The sequence below is a fragment of the Paenibacillus sp. p3-SID1389 genome (genome assembly GCF_025151705.1).
In the GTDB taxonomy this organism is placed as follows: domain Bacteria; phylum Bacillota; class Bacilli; order Paenibacillales; family Paenibacillaceae; genus Fontibacillus; species Fontibacillus phoenicis.
Genome location: NZ_JALXVO010000001.1, coordinates 1 through 20,660 on the forward strand (window position 1 = coordinate 1; position 20,660 = coordinate 20,660).

Annotated in this window: 17 protein-coding genes; 13 read left to right on the forward strand and 4 right to left on the reverse strand. The window is 52.2% G+C overall.

Annotated features, from left to right (window positions below; translation table 11 throughout):
• Positions 1-50: 50 nt before the first annotated feature.
• The 3 genes from istB to M3G15_RS00015 form a co-directional block, all read right to left on the reverse strand.
• Complete coding sequence (gene istB, locus M3G15_RS00005; RefSeq protein WP_260069697.1) at positions 51-806, reverse strand: IS21-like element helper ATPase IstB; 756 nt, start codon at positions 804-806, stop codon at positions 51-53.
• Complete coding sequence (gene istA / locus M3G15_RS00010; protein ID WP_260069698.1) at positions 803-2,344, reverse strand: IS21 family transposase; 1,542 nt, start codon at positions 2,342-2,344, stop codon at positions 803-805. The genes istB and istA overlap by 4 nt, the downstream gene beginning before the upstream one ends.
• An 812-nt stretch (positions 2,345-3,156) precedes the next feature.
• The gene (locus M3G15_RS00015) at positions 3,157-4,080 is read right to left on the reverse strand and encodes a tyrosine-type recombinase/integrase (protein WP_016313416.1); all 924 of its coding nucleotides are present in this window, start codon (positions 4,078-4,080) and stop codon (positions 3,157-3,159) included.
• Positions 4,081-4,196: 116 nt separating this feature from the next.
• On the opposite strand from M3G15_RS00015, the gene M3G15_RS00020 reads away from it, so the two are divergent.
• The 6 genes from M3G15_RS00020 to M3G15_RS00045 all read left to right on the forward strand — a co-directional run bounded on the left by M3G15_RS00020 (position 4,197) and on the right by M3G15_RS00045 (position 11,548).
• Positions 4,197-4,634: a chemotaxis protein CheW gene (locus tag M3G15_RS00020; RefSeq protein WP_260069699.1), complete on the forward strand. Its 438-nt coding sequence runs from the start codon at positions 4,197-4,199 to the stop codon at positions 4,632-4,634.
• A 13-nt stretch (positions 4,635-4,647) separates the two neighbouring features.
• Positions 4,648-6,669, forward strand: a complete 2,022-nt coding sequence (locus M3G15_RS00025; protein ID WP_260069700.1) for a chemotaxis protein CheA — start codon at positions 4,648-4,650, stop codon at positions 6,667-6,669.
• Between the two features lie 4 nt (positions 6,670-6,673).
• Positions 6,674-7,159, forward strand: a complete 486-nt coding sequence (locus tag M3G15_RS00030; RefSeq protein ID WP_260069701.1) for a chemotaxis protein CheW — start codon at positions 6,674-6,676, stop codon at positions 7,157-7,159.
• Positions 7,156-9,567, forward strand: a complete 2,412-nt coding sequence (locus M3G15_RS00035) for a methyl-accepting chemotaxis protein (RefSeq protein WP_260069702.1) — start codon at positions 7,156-7,158, stop codon at positions 9,565-9,567. Before M3G15_RS00030 ends, M3G15_RS00035 begins: the two co-directional genes overlap by 4 nt.
• A gap of 62 nt (positions 9,568-9,629) precedes the next feature.
• Complete coding sequence (locus M3G15_RS00040) at positions 9,630-10,514, forward strand: CheR family methyltransferase (protein ID WP_260069703.1); 885 nt, start codon at positions 9,630-9,632, stop codon at positions 10,512-10,514.
• A complete protein-coding gene (locus tag M3G15_RS00045; protein ID WP_016313410.1) occupies positions 10,511-11,548 on the forward strand; it encodes a protein-glutamate methylesterase/protein-glutamine glutaminase in 1,038 nt (345 codons plus the stop codon). Before M3G15_RS00040 ends, M3G15_RS00045 begins: the two co-directional genes overlap by 4 nt.
• A gap of 231 nt (positions 11,549-11,779) precedes the next feature.
• On the opposite strand, the gene M3G15_RS00050 is transcribed toward M3G15_RS00045, so the two are convergent.
• Complete coding sequence (locus M3G15_RS00050; protein ID WP_260069704.1) at positions 11,780-12,874, reverse strand: glycerol dehydrogenase; 1,095 nt, start codon at positions 12,872-12,874, stop codon at positions 11,780-11,782.
• A gap of 233 nt (positions 12,875-13,107) precedes the next feature.
• Here M3G15_RS00050 and M3G15_RS00055 point away from each other — a divergent pair, with 233 nt between their 5' ends.
• The 7 genes from M3G15_RS00055 to M3G15_RS00085 all read left to right on the forward strand — a co-directional run bounded on the left by M3G15_RS00055 (position 13,108) and on the right by M3G15_RS00085 (position 20,632).
• Entirely contained in the window at positions 13,108-14,121 is a 1,014-nt protein-coding gene (locus tag M3G15_RS00055) for an ABC transporter substrate-binding protein (RefSeq protein WP_260069705.1), read from the forward strand.
• Positions 14,122-14,198: 77 nt separating this feature from the next.
• Positions 14,199-15,212, forward strand: a complete 1,014-nt coding sequence (locus tag M3G15_RS00060; RefSeq protein ID WP_260069706.1) for a FecCD family ABC transporter permease — start codon at positions 14,199-14,201, stop codon at positions 15,210-15,212.
• Positions 15,209-16,252 (forward strand): FecCD family ABC transporter permease, encoded by a 1,044-nt coding sequence (locus tag M3G15_RS00065; protein ID WP_260069707.1) that lies wholly within the window; start codon positions 15,209-15,211, stop codon positions 16,250-16,252. The genes M3G15_RS00060 and M3G15_RS00065 overlap by 4 nt, the downstream gene beginning before the upstream one ends.
• Before the next feature lie 14 nt (positions 16,253-16,266).
• Positions 16,267-17,088 (forward strand): ABC transporter ATP-binding protein, encoded by an 822-nt coding sequence (locus tag M3G15_RS00070; protein WP_260069708.1) that lies wholly within the window; start codon positions 16,267-16,269, stop codon positions 17,086-17,088.
• Entirely contained in the window at positions 17,057-17,836 is a 780-nt protein-coding gene (locus M3G15_RS00075) for an IucA/IucC family C-terminal-domain containing protein (protein WP_260069709.1), read from the forward strand. The genes M3G15_RS00070 and M3G15_RS00075 overlap by 32 nt, the downstream gene beginning before the upstream one ends.
• A gap of 377 nt (positions 17,837-18,213) precedes the next feature.
• Entirely contained in the window at positions 18,214-19,230 is a 1,017-nt protein-coding gene (locus tag M3G15_RS00080; RefSeq protein ID WP_260069710.1) for an ATP-grasp domain-containing protein, read from the forward strand.
• Between the two features lie 28 nt (positions 19,231-19,258).
• A complete protein-coding gene (locus M3G15_RS00085) occupies positions 19,259-20,632 on the forward strand; it encodes a diaminobutyrate--2-oxoglutarate transaminase (RefSeq protein WP_260069711.1) in 1,374 nt (457 codons plus the stop codon).
• The last annotated feature ends 28 nt before the right edge of the window (positions 20,633-20,660 follow it).

Below are 20,660 nucleotides of genomic sequence, written 5' to 3' on the forward strand. Positions count from 1 at the left end.
TGTAACCGTCAAGTACCTTTGAACAAATTTCGCGAATTTATTTTCAACAACTAGAAATTTTCAAATATGGTTTGGCGGTGCTTGAGCCGGTAGCTGTCTCCTGTCAGGTGAATCACCTCGCTTCGATGCAGGATCCGGTCCAGAATGGCGGTTGTGACGGCCGGATCCCCGAGCAGTTCTCCCCAATCTTCCGGTCCTTTGTTGGACGTCAGGATGATGGAGGCCTGCCCATACAGTTTGTTGATCAACTGAAAGAACAAGTGAGCCTCCTGCCGATCCAGCGCCATGAACATCAGATCGTCCAGAATCACCAGATCGGAACGGATGATCCGATTCACCCGCAGCTGGGCGTTTCGGGAAATCTCTTGCGTCTTCAAGAGATGCAACAACTGATCCATCGTGACGAAACTGACGCTATATCCTTGATTCAATGCCTCGACGCCCAGTCCAATCGCCAGATGCGTCTTCCCGACGCCTGGCGGGCCCAGAAAGAGCAAGTTATAATGCTGCTCCAGCCACATCAGTTCCCGAAGTTGCTGCAACTGACGTTGTCCCAGGGACGGTTGTTCGTCGACCCGAAATTCGTCCAACGTTTTCAGTTCCGGGAACGCGGCGCGTTTGTACCGACGGGCAAACTGCTTTTCTTCCCGTTTTTTCAACTCGTACGAAAGCACGCGCTGCAAACACTGGCGGTAACTCCACTGCCTGGTTTCGGCTTCCATCAGGAGTTCGTCCAGCGCCCCAGCGGCGGCGGTTAACTGCAGCGCGCTGAATACGGACTTCAGTTCCATCGTCGCTTCACTCATCGGGCTCCCTCCAGGATGGCTTGATATACGTCAAACGGGCGAACTTGCGGCTTCATCTTCAGTTTCTGCCGTTCCGGCTCGCTGAGCAACCGGACATCGGTCGGAACGGCTGGTGCCGCGGCCGATTTCAGAGCCGCGTAATAGTGCAGGGCATCCACGAAATCCGTGGCCTGGTAGAGTCGATGTTTCAGACAATAGGCCAACGCTTGCGCCAGCACATCCGGATCCGCGTCTTTGGCGTGTCGATCGATCCATTGCAACTGGTCCCGAATGTAACGCGGTTTTTGTTCCCGGATAACCGCCAGATAGGATCGGGCTTGCGCCGGTTCTGGAAAGCGGGCGGCCACGTGTTCCATATAGGCGCCAATCCCTTTGGAACGATCCCGGGCATGGTTGGTGTTTTTGATGAGTTTGCCTTTACCCGCATGCAGCGGATGGCGGGCCAGTTCCTCGCCGGTTGCCGGATCGAACGCCACCAACTGCTTGTCCGGCGTCACGCGAATCTCCACAGACGTGTCCGTGCCGGTGTAGGTGCCAAGCGGCAGCGAGTACCGGTTCCCCTGAAAGACAATCGTATTGTCTTTTCGCACCCGTCTTGTTATACTGGGTGCAGAATTGGTTTGTATTTTTTCGGGAACCGGCAGGAGATGGCGCCGCTCTTCGGCGAACACGTCCGCCGGTATTTTTTTGGTCGTGTGATGCATTCGCCCGTTTCCGGTTCGGTTCAACCAAGCCAAACAGTCTTCGTTCCACCGGTCGATGTGGGTAAACGTCCGATGGCGCGCAAAGTTGCGTTTGACGAAACCGACGACGTTTTCCACCCGCCCCTTGCTTTCCGGATCTTGCTTGCGGCACATGCGAATCTGAAATCTGCGCTGCCGGACGTAGGCGGCAAATTCGGCCTTCAGAATCAGATCGCCGTGGTTTTCGCTTACAAGCAGAAGATGATCCTGGTCATAGACGATCTCGCGAGTCATGCCGCCGAAAAATTCAAAGGCGTTCTCGTGGCAGCGGATCACATCCGCCGTGGTAAACGGTCGATCCTGCCATTCCACGTATTTGTACCGGGAATGGGACAGGACAAACGTGATGCACCATAACCGTACGGGATGCTGATGAAGATCGTGCGTTCTCGTTTCGCCGAAGTCAACTTGCATCTGCTGTCCCATGGGCGGGTCTTCCACCGCTTCGTACTGGCGCATCGGTTTGCTTTTCGGGATACCATGCCGCTCACGCAAGTGCCGGACGAAGTGCCGAACGGTGCTCTCGCAGACGTTGGCATCCAAGCGCCGTTCCTTCAACCAGTCATGAATCTGAGCGGCCGATAGGTCCGGATATTCCCGCAACCATTGAAGAACTTGGGATTCAAACGGATCCAGCTTCTTTCGCCGCGTCTTCACCGATTCGATGAATGCCTGCATTTCTTCCGGCGACATGTTCAGATATTTGTACACGGTGTTTCGAGAAATGTTCAGTTTGCGGGCTATCTGTGAAACATTGAGCCCCAACTGTTTCAGTTGATAGATTTCAATGTACATAGGCCACCTTTCCGCAGATTTCATTCTCCTCACCCTACACTGATGAATTTCCAGCTTGATTATATCGGGTGAGGGAGAATCAGGGAATTCGTGTTCAAGATTATTTCGTGTTTCTTGTTAATTTTATTTTAGCGGTTACACCTTCAGGAGCAGAAGACCATTAGCAAAATGCCCGTCAAATCAAGGTTTCTGCGGATTGTAACAGATCACATCGCAGAACAGAATGTTCCCGCATTCGGTGCATGTGGAGTGCTGTGCGTTGATAGAACGGAGCAAATAAGAAGCAGGTGGGTTCGAGAATCTGTAGTAGATTCTCGGTGACCCGTCTGCTTTTATTTTTTTATACACCTAAAAATATAAACAGCATTTTCATCCGATTGGGGGAGAATGAGGGAAGACAGGCGCCCGCTTAATTCCATAGTAAAATCGCTAGCTTCTCATAGGAATTTTGGGGAACTGGCCAAGAACAAAGAACGACTTCGGGTCTGTATTAGAAGCGCGGTTTTTGCGTCCATCTTCTCTATACAGGCAGGATAATCGATGTAATGCTTCCAGCTATAGCCATCCGTTACGTCTGGGAAAGAGCTGAAGTGGGGCATACCGTTATTTTCCTTGTCTGAAGATCAAGCTCTTTCTTGATTTTCAGGGCTATTTGGTTTCATAATGAAATTCTGACGAGATATGTATGAATATGCCTCTCATTGGGATAATGGTATTATTAATGTCATTATTGATGTCGCACAATTGAACTTGTGCGACATTTTGTTCATTTTTTGTTCAATATAGCATAGAAGATCGGGGATATTCAAGGATTAAAACGCTTCTTTTAGACAGTCTTCGACAAAATCCGGAGCTGCTTTTTTGATTTGTTCCACAGTATGTATATAACGCTGGGTCGTATTGATGTGGGAATGCCCCAGCGTCTGCTGCACCTGTTGAAGGGACGCCCCGTTGAGCAAAGCCAAAGTTGCATTGGTGTGCCGTAACCAGTGAGGCGTAACTTTTTTGGAAAAATTGGCTTTTTTACGGGCGATTTCGATGATTCGTTCAATCTGACGGGGGGTAAGCGGGAATACTTTGCCGCTTCTTCTATTTTCCATACGGTATGTACAAAGCAGCTTCCAGAGCATATCCGGCACTTTGACCTCCCTTTCTTTCCGCCCTTTGCCATTACGCACGGTCAACCAAATCGAAGTTCCCATGGGATCGGTATGAAAATCGTCCCATTCGATAGAAACCAATTCGGAAACCCTCAAACCGAGCATGACCAAGGTCAGACCGATAGCATAATTGCGAAGCCCCATCGTGTTTAATTGCTGCAATATCTTTACAACCTCATGTTTCGTTAAAAAATGACGGCTGCTGTTATTTGACACTTTAGGCTTCTTGATACATGCTGACGGATCGTGGGTAAAGCATTGAATATTCGGGCTATTCCCCCACTTATATAGGGAACGAAGAGGAGTCAGCAAAACGGAAATCGTTGCCGCTGCATATTTGCATGGGTGATTCCCATCCCCTTCGAGCAAGCTCAGTTTATATAGCTCGATATCCCTCCAGGTAATGTCATTCAGCCTCTTTGGATTGATGAAGCTTTGAAATCGCTTAATCGCGTATTTATAATTTCGCAACGTATGTTTTGAATGGTGGTAGTTCGCCAAAAACATGCTGACAATGACTTCGTCCGTTAACTTCTCTTGCCCTTTCTCAGACAACTCCAAAATTCCGTGTTTCATGTTTGTCCCTCCTGTTGTCGCACAAGTTCAATTGTGCGAAATTGTACATCGTATGTCGCAAAATGTACATGACTTTATTTAGCAGCTATTCCATATCCCTAAGGGGGTGTAAACGAGTGGAAGTTTCACAGCAAGAGCAGCATCAAGACCAGTACATCGTGATTGAACTGGGCGCGGAAAAATACGCTCTAAAGCTTGCTGAAGTCTATGAAATTATCAAAATGCAAAAAATCACGGCCATCCCTAACAGCAAGACATTTTTGGAAGGCGTTACGAATATTCGGGGGAGAATAGTGCCGATCATCAGCTTGCGTAAAAGATTTCAATTGAAAGAGGCGCCCGTCATTCCTAAAGCGAGAATCGTCGTGGTGAATTATAACGAAGAAATGATCGGCATCGTTGTAGATGGAGTGAAGCAAGTGATCAAGTTTGCCGATATCCAGCCTTCTAGCGAAATTGTTTCCGGAGTTGACGGCAGTTATTTTGAAGGGATTGGCCAGTCGGAAGAGGGGCTGATCGGCATCTTAAATTTAGAACATGTTCTTGTAGGGTAAGGGGGAAACCCGTATGAATCGTTCGGAAATGATGGGAGTCTTCCTGTCAGAAGCGGAAGAATTGCTCCAATTGCTGGAGATCGAGTTTCTGAATTTGGAACAGCACGGCGAGTCGCCGCAAATCATACAAAACATTTTTCGGATTGCTCATACATTAAAAGGTTCGTCCGCGGCGATGGGTTTCGAGGAAATGAAGCAACTGACCCATGAAATGGAAAATATTTTAGACAAGATCCGAAATCAGCTTCTGCCGGTGACGCAGCAGGTTGTGGATGTGTTATTTCAATGCTTGGATTATTTAAACGGGTTGAAAAGGGAAATTGAACAGCAAGGGGCTACAAAAACCAATATCGATGCGATCGTGCAGCAATTGCGGCTATTGGACAATGGGACGGAAGAGACCCTCGAATCGAAAAGCGGGATGTTGGAAAGCAAAAAACAGAGCTTAAAAAAGTGGATTTGCAAAGTTCGTTTATCCGAGCATTGCGAGATGAAGCTTCCTCGGGCACACCTTGTGCTGCATCATCTTAAGAAATGGGGAGACGTTATTTCGACGGAACCGGAATTGGACAGCGTCATCGAGGAAAGTAATCTCCATGAAGTTTCCTATATCGTCGAGACGAACGGGGATTCCGAATACCTAGAGCATTCGTTGAGCCAGCTTATGGATGTGGAAGCTGCTGAAGTGGCGCCTTTTTCAGATGAGAACTTGGCCTTGGCCGATGCTTTCATGCCACGGACAGATGCCGACAAGGAGGCGGAGCAACAAAACCCGATCCCCGGCCCGGACAGCAAAGAAGAGAAGAAAATAGGACAAACGATTCGCGTCGATGTGGAACATTTGGATAGCATTATGAATCTGGTCGGCGAATTGGTCATCGACCAGACAAGAATCGCCCAAGTCGGAAATTTGTTGCGCGATCGTTACGCTTCGGATGAAACGATCGATGATTTGGAGCTGATTTCCAATCATGTCGGCCGACTAATCGGAGAACTTCAAGAATCCGTGATGAAGACGCGAATGCTTCCCGTCGAGCGGTTATTCAACCGGTTTCCAAGGATGATGCGCGATTTATCCCGTACGTTGCACAAGGAAGTGAATCTGCTGCTTGAAGGGAAAGAAACCGAACTGGATCGGACTGTCATCGAGGAAATTAGCGATCCGTTGATTCACCTGATCCGAAATGCCGCAGACCACGGTATCGAAGAAGCGGAAGTTAGAAAAAAACTAGGGAAATCCCTTAAAGGGACGATCAAAATTAGGGCATCCCATCAAGAAAATCAAGTGGTGCTGACGGTAGAGGATGACGGGGCGGGAATCAACGCGGAGAAAGTAAAAGAATCCGCCATACGCAAACAATTGATTACTGCGCAAGAAGCCGAAACGATGTCTCAGCAGGAATTGATTCAACTTATTTTTCTTCCCGGTTTTTCGACAGCCGCCTCTGTCAGTGATATATCCGGCCGCGGAGTCGGGATGGATATTGTCCGCAATCATATCGAGAAATTAAACGGATTAATCGATGTGGAAACCCGTTTAGGCGAAGGGACGAAATTCACGATTAAGCTGCCTCTCACTTTAGCTATTCTTCGGGGACTGCTCATTAAGCTGCAGGAAACGACTTTTGCCTTGCCTATGAACAGTGTGATCGAAATCGTTCGTATATCGCACAAAGAAATCCACTCCGTTAAGGGACAAGCTGTTGTCAAAATCAGAGAAAAAATTGTTCCGCTCATCGCTCTGCACGATCTGTTTGGCATGCCCGGCGGCAGAAGAAAAACAAAACATGTATTTATCGTCGTTGTCGGACTGGCGGAAAAACGGCTCGGCTTGGTTGTTGATGAATTGATCGGCAGCCAAGAAATTGTAGTCAAATCGATCGGTTCTTATGTCGGACAGGTCGAGGGCGTTTCGGGGGCAACGGTGCTGGGCGACGGAAGCGTAGCGTTGATCCTGGATGTAACCGGCATATTCAAAGCGGCAAATAACCTTAAGTCTATCGAATCCAAACTTTTGGATGTGCGGGAGGGATGATCCGTTGACAGCTCCCCAACAAATCCAGCAATTGGTTACCTTTCGAATCGAAACGGAGGAATTCGGGCTTCCTATTGCGGATGTATATGAAATCATTTTTGTCCCTGCCATCACCCCGATTTCGCAAGCGCCAAAATCGATCGTCGGAGTGATTAATCTCCGCGGGGAAGTCATACCGGTCGTCGATCTTAGAATTCAATTTTTGAAAGAACCGGTGAAGTCGAAAAAGCAGCGCATTATGATAACCCGCTTCCAAGAAAGAGCGATCGGGTTATTGGTCGATGAAGTGAAAGAGGTGCTGCGGATCGATGAAAACAGCTTGGAGCCGGTTCCCGACACGCTTGTGACCTCACAAACGGCTTATATGCGAGCCATCTGCAAAATGGATCATCGTCTCATCGTTTTGCTTCATCTGGAACATTTGATAGATACCATGGAAATGAATTCTATCATCCGTGAAATTGATCATAAGGAGGAGAACGTTCTATGAGCACTTTGAAGAAAAACATGGCTTACAAATTTATGAGAGCCGCAGGCGTTTCCGAAACGATTGAAGCGGCTATCGCCGATTCCAAAAGGTTAGAACAAAATTTGCAGGATCTGGCCGCAATTGCGGAACAGATCTCTTATGGGACCAGCCAGCAGGCGTCAGGCATGGAATCCACATCCGGCGTTATTGTGGGGATATCGACATCCATTCAAGGGGTAAGTAACCATTCAGATCGTCTGGCGGCTTCCGCCAGTGAAATCTCGGAGGCTATCCAAGAGATGGTCGCTTCCGTACAGCAGGTAGCCGGGAACAGCGAGAGTACGGCAAGCTCGGTAGAGCAAATTTCCGCGTCGATTGAAGAAATGGGGCAATCGATCAAAGGCGTGGCCGGCAATGCGGCGAGCCTGACCGCTTCAGCGGAAGAAACATCGAATGCCATTCAGGAGATGGTCGCCTCCATTCAGCAAGTAGCCGGGAACAGCGAGAGTACGGCAAGCTCGGTAGAGCAAATTTCCGCGTCGATTGAAGAAATGGGGCAATCGATCAAAGGCGTGGCCGGCAATGCGGCGAGCCTGACCGCTTCAGCGGAAGAAACATCGAATGCCATTCAGGAGATGGTCGCTTCCATTCAGCAAGTAGCCGGGAACAGCGAGAGTACGGCAAGCTCGGTAGAGCAGATTTCCGCGTCGATTGAAGAAATGGGGCAGTCGATTAAAGGCGTGGCCGATAATGCGGTGAGCTTGACCGCTTCGGCGGAAGAAACTTCGAATGCGATCCAGGAGATGGTCGCTTCCATTCAGCAGGTTGCCGGAAATGCTGCAAGCACGGCAAGTTCGGTTGAACAAATCTCCGTGTCCATTGAGCAGATGGGAAAATCGATTCGCGGCATTGCTGCCAATGCAGATGAGTTGGAGCAAATCGCCGGTGATACCTCCGCTTCGATTCAGCAAATCGCGGCCTCGATTGAACAGGTGGCTCAAAATGCGCAAAACGTGAATTCACTGACAAGCCAGGTTCAAACGGATGCCCAAAATGGCCAAAAGGCGGTTAGTCAGTCCCTCGCGGGAATGAAAGAAATTGCGAGCGTCGTTAAACAGGCCTCCGGCGTCATGAGCAATTTGGGAAAAAGTTCGGAAGAAATCGGAAGCATCATTGAAGTGATCGATGATATTGCCGAGCAGACCAACCTTCTGGCGCTTAACGCCGCAATTGAAGCTGCGAGGGCGGGCGAACACGGAAAAGGGTTCGCAGTTGTGGCCGATGAAGTGAGAAAACTCGCTGAAAGGAGCGCAAAAGCCACCAAAGAAATTGCCCAATTAATTAAAGGGATCCAAAGCGAAACAACCGATGCCATTAAAGCGATCGAAATCGGCATGGTCAAAGTCGAACAAGGAAATAAATTGGCGGATGAAACAGGCATAGCCATCGAAAAAATCGTAACCGGAGTCGAGAAAATTACGAACGAAATCAGACAAATTACGACGGCCACCGTTGAACAGGCTAAAGGAAGCGAACAGATTGTTAAAGCCGTAGGCGCATTAACCAATCAAGCGGAGATGATGACGCAGGCGACGAAGGAACAAGCCGCCGGCGTCGAAGAAATCGTGAAAGGCGTTGTGAACGCCCGTGAACAGGTGCGCCAGATCACCGTAGCGACCGGCGAACAGGCCAGACAAGGTGAAAATATCGTAAGAGCGGTGGAAAATGTAGCAAGTCAAGCAGCGATGGTGACGCAGGCGACGAAGGAGCAGGCCATCGGCGTCGAAGAGATCATCAAGGGAGTCGTGAACGCCCGTGAACAAGTGCATCAAATTACCGTAGCGACGGGCGAACAAGCTAAGCAAGGTGAAAATATCGTAAGAGCGGTGGAAAATGTAGCAAGTCAAGCAGCGATGGTGACGCAGGCGACGAAGGAGCAGGCCGCTGCCGTCGAAGAAGTCGTTAAAGGTGTCGTGAACGCTCGCGAACAGGTGCGGCAAATCACTGTAGCGACGGGCGAACAGGCTAAGCAAGGTGAAAATATCGTAAGAGCGGTGGAAAATGTAGCAAGTCAGGCCGCGATGGTGACGCAGGCGGCGAAGGAGCAGGCCATCGGCGTTGAAGAGATCATCAAGGGAGTCGTGAATGCCCGCGAACAAGTGCGTCAGATTACTGCAGCTACAGTGGAACAAGCAAAACACGGACAGGATATTGTAAAAGTTGTCGGTAACCTTACAAAACAGGCTGCCGAAATTACGGAAGCGGCGAAATTTCAAACGAAAGAAACAAACAACCTTGAAAAGGCGATATCCGAAGCAAAGCGCGCTGCTGAGCGGAATATTCAAGATGCGGGAAGAATGGTTGCAGTGGCGAGAGAATTGGCAGACCAATCTTCCACAATAAAAAATTCACTTCGTATTTTAATATGAACCATGGAGAGGACGCTAAAGGCTTAGTCCAAGAGCTGCTCATATAGGAGTTGCAAGATGAAATGAATATGGAGTACTTAAGCGAAATTCAGGATCATAAGATGCGCCTCAAAGATTTGGCGCAAATGATTTATGATCTTTGCGGACTGAATTACTTGGACAATCTTCCGCTACTGGCCTCGAAAGTCTCAAAGAGACTATCCGGTCTGAATATGACGTTCGGGGAGTACATCGAATGCTTAACAAGGAACCCGCAAGAATGGGATCACCTTGTTGAACTCATTACGAACAACGAAACCTATTTTTTTCGTGAAGAGAGTCAGCTCAATGAATTGAGCCATGTGATTCTTCCCCAATTCCGTGATAAAAAATGTATTCGGATTTGGAGCGCCGCGTGCTCCACGGGAGAAGAACCTTACAGCTTGGCGATGACCATCGCAGAATCAGGCATTGTACCGCTAAAGTCTGTACATATCATTGCAACCGACATTAATCGAAAGGTTCTGCAAATCGCAAGACGCGGGTGGTACCCTAAGAATTCGTTATGCTTCCGCCGGACTCCTAAGGAGATGTTGGACAGGTATTTTATTCCGCAAGATGATGGATTTCAAATCATGGGCTTCATCAAAGACAGGATTGAATTCCGGTATGCGAATCTCTTAAATGACCAGGATTTGGCGCCGGTCGAAAAAGTCGATATCCTTTTTTGCAGAAATGTGCTCATTTATTTCGATTCGGAAGCCACGCGACGGGTCATAGCGAAGTTTGACCGTTTATTAAATCCGGGGGGCTATTTATTTCTGGGACATGCCGAAACGCTCACAGGCATGAACACCAATTTCGAGACGATTCATGCTCATTCGACATTTTACTACCGAAAGCGGAGCAATGATTCGGGAGTTCATCATTTGGACGAGACTTTATCACAGGGAGGCAAAGCGAATTGAGTCGGTACGGTGTGCTCATCGTCGATGATTCCGCCTTTATGAGGAAGGCGATCAGCACCTTGTTCGAGAAGGATCCTGATTTTTTTATCGTGGGAATCGCCCGCAACGGCCTTGAAGCCATCGAAAAGATAGAGCGTTTCAAACCGGACGTCGTTACGATGGATGTGGAAATGCCGGAGATGGACGGAATCACCGCCTTGGAATTCATCATGAAGCATCATCCGGTATCGGTCGTGATGCTGAGCGAACTGACCAGCAAAGGAGCAGAAGCAACGCTAACGGCGTTGCAATTGGGCGCGGTAGATTTTTTCCCGAAAAGCTCTTTGATCAAGGACCCGATCGATCCGAAAATGATAGACGATTTTCTGATGAGGGTAAAGGCCGCCGCCAGCGCGAAATTGCCGATCAGAAACCATATTGCGTCTGCGAAAGAAATAGCGGCAGAAAAAAAGAGAAAGGGGGCCGCTGCCGTTGAACTGCTTATGATCGGATGCTCTACAGGCGGACCGTCGGCTATCCAATCCATTCTGCCCCGGTTTACAACCGACTTTCCTGCGGGAATTGTCGTTATCCAGCATATGCCGCCGGGATTTACCAAACCGTTGGCGGACCGTTTCAACACCATTTGTAATTTGCAGGTGAAAGAAGCGGAGGATGGCGATGTTGTGAAGCCAGGGGTTATCTATATTGCGCCTGCGGGGTATCAAGCCTTGTTTCAAAAAACAAATGACGGAAAGACGATTCTCAAAATCGTAGAGGATGACGGCAGATTGTACAAGCCGTCGATTGATGTTTCGCTTCAGTCCGCAGCTCCGATTTACCGCGATCGCTTGTTGGCCGTTATTCTTACCGGAATGGGGTCGGACGGGTTAATCGGCTGCGGTGAAGTGAAGCGGCAACAAGGTCATGTGATCGTTGAATCCGAAGAATCGTGTATCGTCTATGGAATGCCTAAAGTGGTTTATGAGGCGGGATACGCCGACCGGCAAGTCGCTTTGCCTCATATTTATCAAGAGATCCTATCTTTTATTTAGGACGATTTCTGTTCATGATTCGGTAACATTGCAAGGAGGTTCTAAATATGGAAAAAGAAAAGGAAATCCTCACACCTGAAGAAATCGAGGAAATCATCCGCAAATTGGAGCAAATCGATACATCAGATTCGGCGGGAGTGGAGTGAAATCGTTCAAGATCAACGTTGATCGGTACGTATAAAAATGTGATTTTTCGCCCGCCGGGATTTCCGGCGGACGAAAACAATCGCATCAATTCCGTTTGCTTAAAACATCCACGGCCAAAATGGCGTTGGCCACTTGTTCTGCCGTGATTTCACGGGAAAGGTTGTTCATCGTTTCATTCGGCGCCGTGGCGGCCTCGCCGACTTTCAGCAGCTCCTCAAAAGTCACATTCTCCAAATGCAGTTCCTCTAAAGTTGTCGGTAGACCGAGCTCCCGGTAAAAGTTAATGTACTTAACGATCTCCTCTTCGGGGTGAAGCTCAAGCACCAACTGAACAAGCGTTCCGTAAGCTACTTTTTCGCCGTGCGTTAAATGATGGATTTCGCCGGACAACACCGTCAATCCGTTATGAATCGCATGCGCGCCCGCTAGGCCGCCGCTTTCAAACCCAAGACCAGATAGCAGCGTATTGGCTTCGATCACCGCTTCGACGTGCTTGGTCACCAACCCTTTTTGCACGGCTTTATAGGCGGGAATTCCGTATTGGAACAATGTTTCTTCGCATGCCTTGGCGATGGCTTGCGCGGCGATGCTAGGTTTCCCGCCGGACATCGCGGTGCCGCCGCTTTTGACCGTAGCGCGCACTTCAATCCATGTCGCCATCGCGTCGGCAATGCCGGAAGCGAACAAGCGGGCCGGAGCTTTGGCCACGATGGCGGTGTCGACCAGGACGAGATCGGGATTTTTGTTGAAGAACCGGTAGGACTCGAACACGCCTTCGTCGCTGTAAATGACGGAGAGAGCGCTGGTCGGCGCGTCGGTCGAAGCCGTTGTCGGGACAATCACCACTTTAGTCTTAAGCTCATCCGCCACGACTTTGGAGGTATCCAGCGTTTTGCCTCCGCCTATCCCGATGACAAAATCAACCGATTGCGCTTGTCCTTCCTCGGCAATACGGCGTATTTCATTAACGGAGGCTTCGCCGTTGAATAAAACAAAATGATGTTCAATCTGCTCCGACGATAAGCTTTGGGTCACCGTTTCTTGGGTAATGCGCCAAACGACATCATCGGCGATCACGAGCGGTTTACGTCCCAACGCTTTGACGTATTTCCCCAAATCCCGCAAAGCGCCTTGACCTTGGATATACTTGTTGGGTGAAACAAAAACGATGTTTGCCATGTAGCTCTCCTCCTGCAACATTATAAATTCATCTTTCATTAATATCGCCTGCGCTTGGAAGAATATGCATTTTTAACATAATAACATAACAGACGGGGAAAGGCGCCCTTTAGAAAAGAGTTTATAAAATTTTAAATAAATTGCTTGAAAAATCTCCCTTCTCCCATTACAATCCTAATTGATAATGAGTTTCAATATCATTTAGGACAAACAATAGGGGGAGAAGGGGAATTATGTTGAAATTCAACAAAACGTTTCTAAGTATGATCCTTATTTTGATGATCGCCGCTTTGGTCGGCTGCGCAGCCGGCGGACCGGCAAAAGGGACTTCCGATACCGGCAGCCAGGCTGGCGCAGCCGTCGATTCGAATCAAGCGAAGAGCGGCGGAACGGACGCGGCTGGGGAAGAGATCCGGGTCGTCAAGCACGCCATGGGCGAAACGGAGATCAAAGGAACGCCTAAAAGGATCGTAACCTTGTTCCAGGGAGCCACCGATGTGGCCGTTTCGCTTGGAGTGAAGCCGGTCGGCGTGGTGGAATCCTGGGTGCAGCAGCCTATCTACGAATATTTGCGGGCCGATCTGGAGGGCGTAGCGATCGTCGGTCAAGAGACGCAGCCGAATCTGGAAGAGATACATAAACTTCAGCCTGATCTGATCATTGCCACGAAGACGCGGCACGAGGATGTTTACGAACAGTTGTCGCAAATCGCACCGACGGTCGTGACGGAAACGCTTTTTGACTGGAAAGAAACGCTGAAGACGGCAGGCGAGGCGTTGAATCTCAAGGACAAATCCGATCAGTTGCTCGCCGATTGGGATGCGAGAGTAGCCGACTTCAAGCAGAAGATGGGCGACCGCTTGCCGATCGAGGTAACGATCACCAATTTCAGAGCTGATCAGGTACGGATTTTCTATATGGGCTACGCGGGGAAAATTCTCAAAGAGCTTGGCTTTACAAGACCTCCCGGACATGATCAAGACATCTGGGGCGTTCAACTCGCTTCCAAAGAGAGCATCCCGGATATGAATGCCGACATCATCTTCAACTTCAATTCCGGCACCGATACCGAAGCGATTCAGAAAAACTATGAGGAATGGACGAAGAGCAAGCTATGGGCCAATCTGGACGCAGTTAAGAACGGCAAGCTCGTTCAGGTGGACGAAGTGGTGTGGAACAGCGCCGGCGGCTACAAGACGGCCAATATGCTGCTCGACGATCTGTACGAATATTTCGAGCTGAATTAATCGCAAGCAGGAAGGCCTGCCTTGAACAGGCAGGCTTTTTGCCGCATTTTAAATGACGAAGACGAAAGAGTGAGGAAATGTTTCCGCTTTTTGTACGGGAAAAATCGAAGCTGTTGGGGCTGGCGGCGCTGCTCGTTCTGCTTGTTGCGTCATGTGCCGCCAGCATGATCTTCGGCCGCACGGAAATTACGATTTCCACGGCGGTGGAGGCGTTCAGGAATTACGACGAAGAATCCGTCGAACATATCGTACTGCATACCGAGCGGCTGCCGCGGACGGTTATTGCCGCCGTCGTAGGGGCCGGCCTGGCGGTTGCCGGAGCGCTCATGCAGGCATTGACCCGCAATTCGCTGGCGTCGCCGAGTGTGTTCGGGATTAACGCCGGAGCGATTTTTTTCATCGTGCTGGCGGTCGTGCTGCTGTCGGTGTCCTCGTTAAAGGCGATGATGTGGTTCGGCTTTGCCGGAGCGGCGATTGCGGCGGTGATCGTCTATGCGCTCGGCTCGATCGGGCGGGACGGCTTAACGCCGATCAAAATCGTGCTGGCGGGCACGGCGATTACGGCTTTGTTCTCATCCTTCACGCAGGCCGTGCTCGTTCTGGACGGGACGGGGCTAGAGGATGTGCTGTTCTGGCTGGCCGGCTCCGTCAGCGGGCGGACGCTGGAGATGCTCTATCCGGTTCTGCCGTATATGGCTTTGGCGGTGCTAACCGCTCTCTTCATGGGCCGGGCGATCAACCTGATGTTGACCGGCGATGATATTGCCAAAGGCATGGGGCAGAACGTCGTGCTGGTCAAAACGCTGATGGGGGCCGTCATTGTGCTTCTTGCCGGAGGTTCGGTGGCCGTCGCCGGCTCGATCGGTCTCGTCGGACTCATCGTGCCCCATATGATGCGCGCCCTGGTCGGGAACGACTATCGCTGGCTCATTCCTTACTCGCTCGCAGGGGGAGCGGTACTGCTGCTATGGTCCGATGTAGCCGCCCGGTTGGTCATTCTGCCGGACGAACTTCCGCTTGGCGTCGTGACCGCCTTGATTGGCGGGCCGTTCTTCATCTATATCGCCCGCAAGGGGGGAACGAAGATATGAAGGAAACGATCATGGTTCGCAGCAAAAAAGATACCGTATCTTTCCTGATCGAGCGCAAGGCGGCGCTCGCCATTGCCGTGCTAGCCGTCCTGGTTCTGCTCGCCGCTGTGGCCGGACCAAGCCTAGGCGGCGACATCCTGTCTCCGCTGGAAGTGCTCCGGACGATCTTGGGGCTAAACGCCGGGGAGCATGATTTCGTCGTGCTCACGCTGAGACTGCCGCGGGTGCTGCTGTCCCTGCTTGTCGGCGCGGCGCTGGGCATGTCCGGCGCCATCCTGCAGGGGGTCATCCGCAACCCGCTCGCATCTCCGGATGTCATCGGCATCACCGGAGGCGCGGCGGTGGCGGCGGTCGGTTTCGTCTCGCTGCTGGGAGGCGCGCTCAGCATCAAGCTGCTGCCGGCGTTCGCGGTTGCCGGCGCCATTACGGCTTCGCTGGTCATTTACGCGCTGGCTTGGAAAGAGGGGGTCACGCCGATTCGCCTGGTGTTGATCGGGATTGGCATATCGGCCATCACCGGCGCCGGCACCACGTTTATGCTGATCCTAAGCCCGTTCTACACCGCCGGGCAAGCTTACATTTGGCTAACCGGCAGCGTGTACGGCGCTTCCTGGGCGGATGTTTACACCATTCTGCCGGTGATCGTGCTTATCGTGCCGCTGGCCCTTTGGCTTGCGCGCAGCCTGAATGCGCAGGCGTTCGGCGACGACCTGGCCGCCGGGCTTGGCGTTGCCGTTCAGCGCCATCGTCTGGCGCTGCTATTTTGCAGCGTGCTGCTCGCCGGATTTGCGGTATCCGTGGCCGGCACCCTCGGCTTCGTCGGCCTGATCGCACCGCATATCGCCAGAAAGCTGGCGGGCCGCATGTTCGGCAGCGTGCTGCTCGTGTCGGCGCTGCTCGGGGCTCTGCTTGTGTTCAGCGCCGATTTGATCGGACGGACCGCATTTGTGCCGCTGGATGTTCCGGCCGGGGTGTTCACGGCGGGAGTGGGCGCGCCTTTCTTCTTGTACTTGCTGTTTAAGAACAGAAACCAATTTTGAATAGGGGGAGAACCGTGAGTATTTTGGAAGCGAAAGACCTTACTATCTCCTATGGAGCGGAGCCTGTGATCGAAAATTTGAACTTGACGATACCGAAAGGCCAAATCTCGGTCCTGATCGGCAGCAACGGCTGCGGTAAGTCCACGCTGCTGCGCACCATTGCGCGCCTGCAGAAGCCCCGTTCGGGCACGGTGCTGCTGAGCGGGGAAGAGATCGCCAAGCTGCCGAGCAAGGAAATCGCCAAGCGGATGTCCATTTTGCCGCAAGGTCCTTCCTCCCCGGAAGGCTTGACGGTGAGCCAACTCGTCAGGCAGGGAAGATACCCGCACCAGAGCTGGCTGAAGCAATGGTCGCGTGAGGATGAACGGATGGTTCGCCTGGCGCTTCAGGCCACGCGCCTGACGGAACTCGCGGACCGACCGGTGGACGCGCTGTCGGGAGGGCAGCGCCAACGCGCCTGGATCGCCATGACGCTCGCCCAGGGAGCGGAAACGTTGCTGCTCGACGAACCGACGACCTACCTCGATATGAGCCATCAGATCGAAATCCTCGATTTGCTGTTCGAATTAAACGAGAAGGAGCGTCGCACGATTGTGATGGTTCTGCACGATCTGAATTTGGCCTGCCGCTACGCCCATCATATCGTCGCGGTCCACGGAGGGTCCATTTACGCCCAGGGACGGCCAGAGGAGATCGTGACCCGCGAGATGGTCCGCACCGTCTTTCGGATGGACTGCGAAATTGCTGTCGATCCGCTGTTTGGCACACCGCTGTGCATTCCACATGGAAGGGGCAGGAATGTTCATGAAGAACAACGCTATGGCCACCTGGCTTGAGCCGGAGGAATTTCAGGTGCTGTCCGACGAGTACCGCTTAACCCGAGAGCCTTCCGCCGACCGGACGTTCTCCATTCCGTTTACCGACCTTTTAAATCCGGAGAGAAGCGAGGCTTATTTTCGCGGCGTAAGCGGCATTTTCGAGACCGACTCGCAGTCGGCGGCCGTCTCGCTTTTCGCCAAGCGGTATGCCTTTCTCGTTATCGCTTCCAATTTATACGCGATGTCTTGCTTCAATAAGGGATTGAACCTGGAACTGGAGAACGGCTGGATCGAGTCGTGCTATCAGGGGCAGGCCTGGCTGCCCAAGGCGCGGCTGAAAGACTGGCAGGCCAGCGAGCCGCAAGCGGATCAGCGCAGCGAATGGCGCGATCTGATCCTTGAACGGATGTTTGCCGGTAATCTGTCCCGGGTATGGAACGGCGTTTCCAAAACGGCGCGGATCTCCAAAGCGCTGTTATGGGAAAACACGGCCATTTATGTCTATTGGTTGTATGAGAAAAAATTTGCGGAAGGAGCGGGGCCCGAGCAACAGCGGCGGATGAAAGAGGATTATCATTATTTGCTTCACGACGCGCCGCCCCGCCTGTTCGGCGAATCCCGCAATCCGCTCAAGCGGTTCGACAGTCCGAAAGTGTTCAGGGACGGTTACGACAAGCCGCTAAGAGTGCGTAAAACCTGCTGCCTTTATTATTTGACGTCGGATGAGCCGGGTGATTACTGTTCGACGTGCCCCAAACGGACTTAATACGCCTTCTCCATCAAAGATAACCGCTACATCACTGCCACGCCGACGATATCGGTACCCGCTTAGAATCCCCTTGTCAGAATATGAATATCGGCTTTCCTGCCGCCATATCAAAAAGCATGTTCTGCCGTTTCCGCGCCGTCGGTCTAGCGCAACCCGCACTGGCCGATGGCTTTTGCTTCCGCATTCCTTTTCTGTGCAAAAGATGAATATTTTCCCTTTAAAGATAAATATTGACAATTTTAAATCAGGTCACGTAAGATAGTTTTATAAATGATAGTGATTATCATTATCATCAAAACAATCCGACGGGCTTTCACAAACCCTCCTTAAGTCAACAAAGGCAAAGCTCGCCGGATAGGAAGGAGGGGTTATCATTGACGTATCCGACCGGGAGCCGAAATGCGCTTAACCGGCTGCTGATCAACAAAGCCAGAGAAATGGGCATCGGCTGCCGGCTGCTCCTTGCGGGGTGCGAGGATTTTTTGGAGCTGAGCTATCAGGGCAGGAGCATCGTGATCAACAAAACGAGATCGCATCGGCTGTCCTTGATTGCCGGGCTGCTGGCCAAGAATAAAGAGGCTACAAATTTGCTGCTCTCGCAACGGGGGCTTCCCGTGCCGCCTTATATGGTCGTTTCGGAAACGGGGGCGGAAGCGGTCCGGTTCCTGCAAACTCATTTGTCCGTTGCGGTCAAGCCGCTCGACGCAAGCGGCAGCGCCGGCGTCACGTTGGACGTCCGGACCGTGCCGCAGCTTGAAACGGCTATCCAAAGGGCGGGAAGCTATGGCGGTAAGGTTATGCTCCAGCGGTTTGTGCCGGGGGCGGATTATCGCGTCCTGGTGATCAACTACCGCATCGCGGCGGTTACCGAGTATCGCCCTGCCTTTGTGACCGGCGACGGCGCTTCATCGCTCAGGGAGCTGATCCGGCGTCTGAACGAAACCCGAATCCGCCAAAGCGAGATCGGCGAGATCGAGGCGTTTGCCGAAATCAAAACCGATTCGGTGCGCTTGCTGGCGGCGCTGGACCAGCAAGGCGTGGCGCTAGACGATATCGTTCCGGCGGGATGTCTGGTAAAGCTGCAAGATATTCGCAACGCTCCGGCCGGGGAAATCAGCGAAATTTATGCCGACCGCACGGATTTGATCTGTCCGGCTAACGCGGCTATGGCCGTTGAAGCCGCCAAGGCGCTGCAGATTGACGTCGCCGGCATCGATATTCGCTGCCCGGATATCGCCGTTCCTGTCACCGAGGCGTCCGGCGGCATCCTGGAAGTCAATGCGCTGCCCGACATGATCCACCATGTTGTTCCGTATGAGGGCGCTTCGCGCGATGTCATCCGCATCTATTTGGAATACCTGTTTGAAGAGGCGCTTACTTGGAATCGATAGACGAGAATAAAAGGAGCGTAGGCCCGATATGTCAGCAAAGGTCCGCAATGTACAAAACGAATATTTAAGGCGGCAGGAAGCAAAAGAGTCCAATGCCCGCACGTATCCCCGGCATTTTCCGCTGGTCATCAGCAGCGCGAAGGGCATCACGGTGACGGATACGGAAGGCCGGACGTACTATGACTGCCTGGCCGGCGCCGGCACGCTGGCGCTGGGGCATAATCATGAAGTGGCGCTGGAGGCGATCCGCAGCGCGCTTGAGCGGCAAATCCCGCTGCACACCCTCGATCTCGCCACTCCGCTCAAGGTGGATTTTATGGAGGAAGTGTTCTCGTTATTGCCCGAGGAATTAAAGGATCGCAGCAAAATCCAATTTTGCGGCCCGACCGGGGCCGACGCGGTAGAAGCGGCGATTAAGCTGGTCAAACATGCAACCAAAGGCAAATCCGTGCTTGCCTTCCATGGCGGCTATCACGGTTCGACGCAGGCGGCCATGGCGCTAAGCGGCAATCTGGATAAGAAGCAGCATTTGCAGAGCCTGCTGCCGGATGTGCATTTTCTGCCTTTTCCTTATGAATACCGCTGTCCGTTCGGGATGGGCGGAGGGATGACCGCGAAGCTGAGCGCATGGTATATCGAAAACTTGCTCGACGACTGCGAAAGCGGCATCGCCGCGCCTTGCGGCGTTATCGTGGAGACGGTGCAGGGCGAGGGAGGAGCGATTCCCGCCGATCTGGACTGGCTGCGGGAGCTAAGACGCATTACGGCCGAACGAAACTTGCCGCTGATCATCGACGAGGTGCAGACGGGGATCGGCCGCACGGGGCGGATGTTTTCGTTCGAGCATGCCGGGATCGTCCCGGATGTCATCGTTTGCTCCAAAGCGATCGGCGGCGGCCTGCCGATGTCCCTGGTGATCTACAAGGAGGAGCTGGATGTGTGGCAGCCGGGCGCGCATACCGGAACCTTCCGCGGCAACCAGCTTGCCATGGCCGCGGGATTGGCGACGCTTCGCTATATCCGGGAGCATGACGTGCTCCTTAACGTGCAAAAACGCGGCGAGCAGTTCATGGCAAGGCTTGGCACCTTGAAAGAAAAATACGCGGCGATCGGCGACGTTCGCGGCCGCGGGCTGATGATCGGGGTGGAAATGGTCGACACCGCCGGCCCGAAGGACCGTCTCGGCCACTATCCGCCGCATGGAGAACTGGCTGCAGCCATCCAACGAAGCTGCTTTCAAAACGGCTTGATCGTGGAGGTTGGCGGCCGCCGCTCCGCCGTTATCCGCTTTCTTCCTCCGCTTACGATCACCGAGCGGGAGACGGAGGAAGTGCTGGACATCTTCGAGCGGTCGGTAGCGGAGGCTTTGGCCTCAGCCGCCGTAGCGTCCGCTCCATGCTGAGCGCGGTTAATATGTGAAGCAGTTGGAC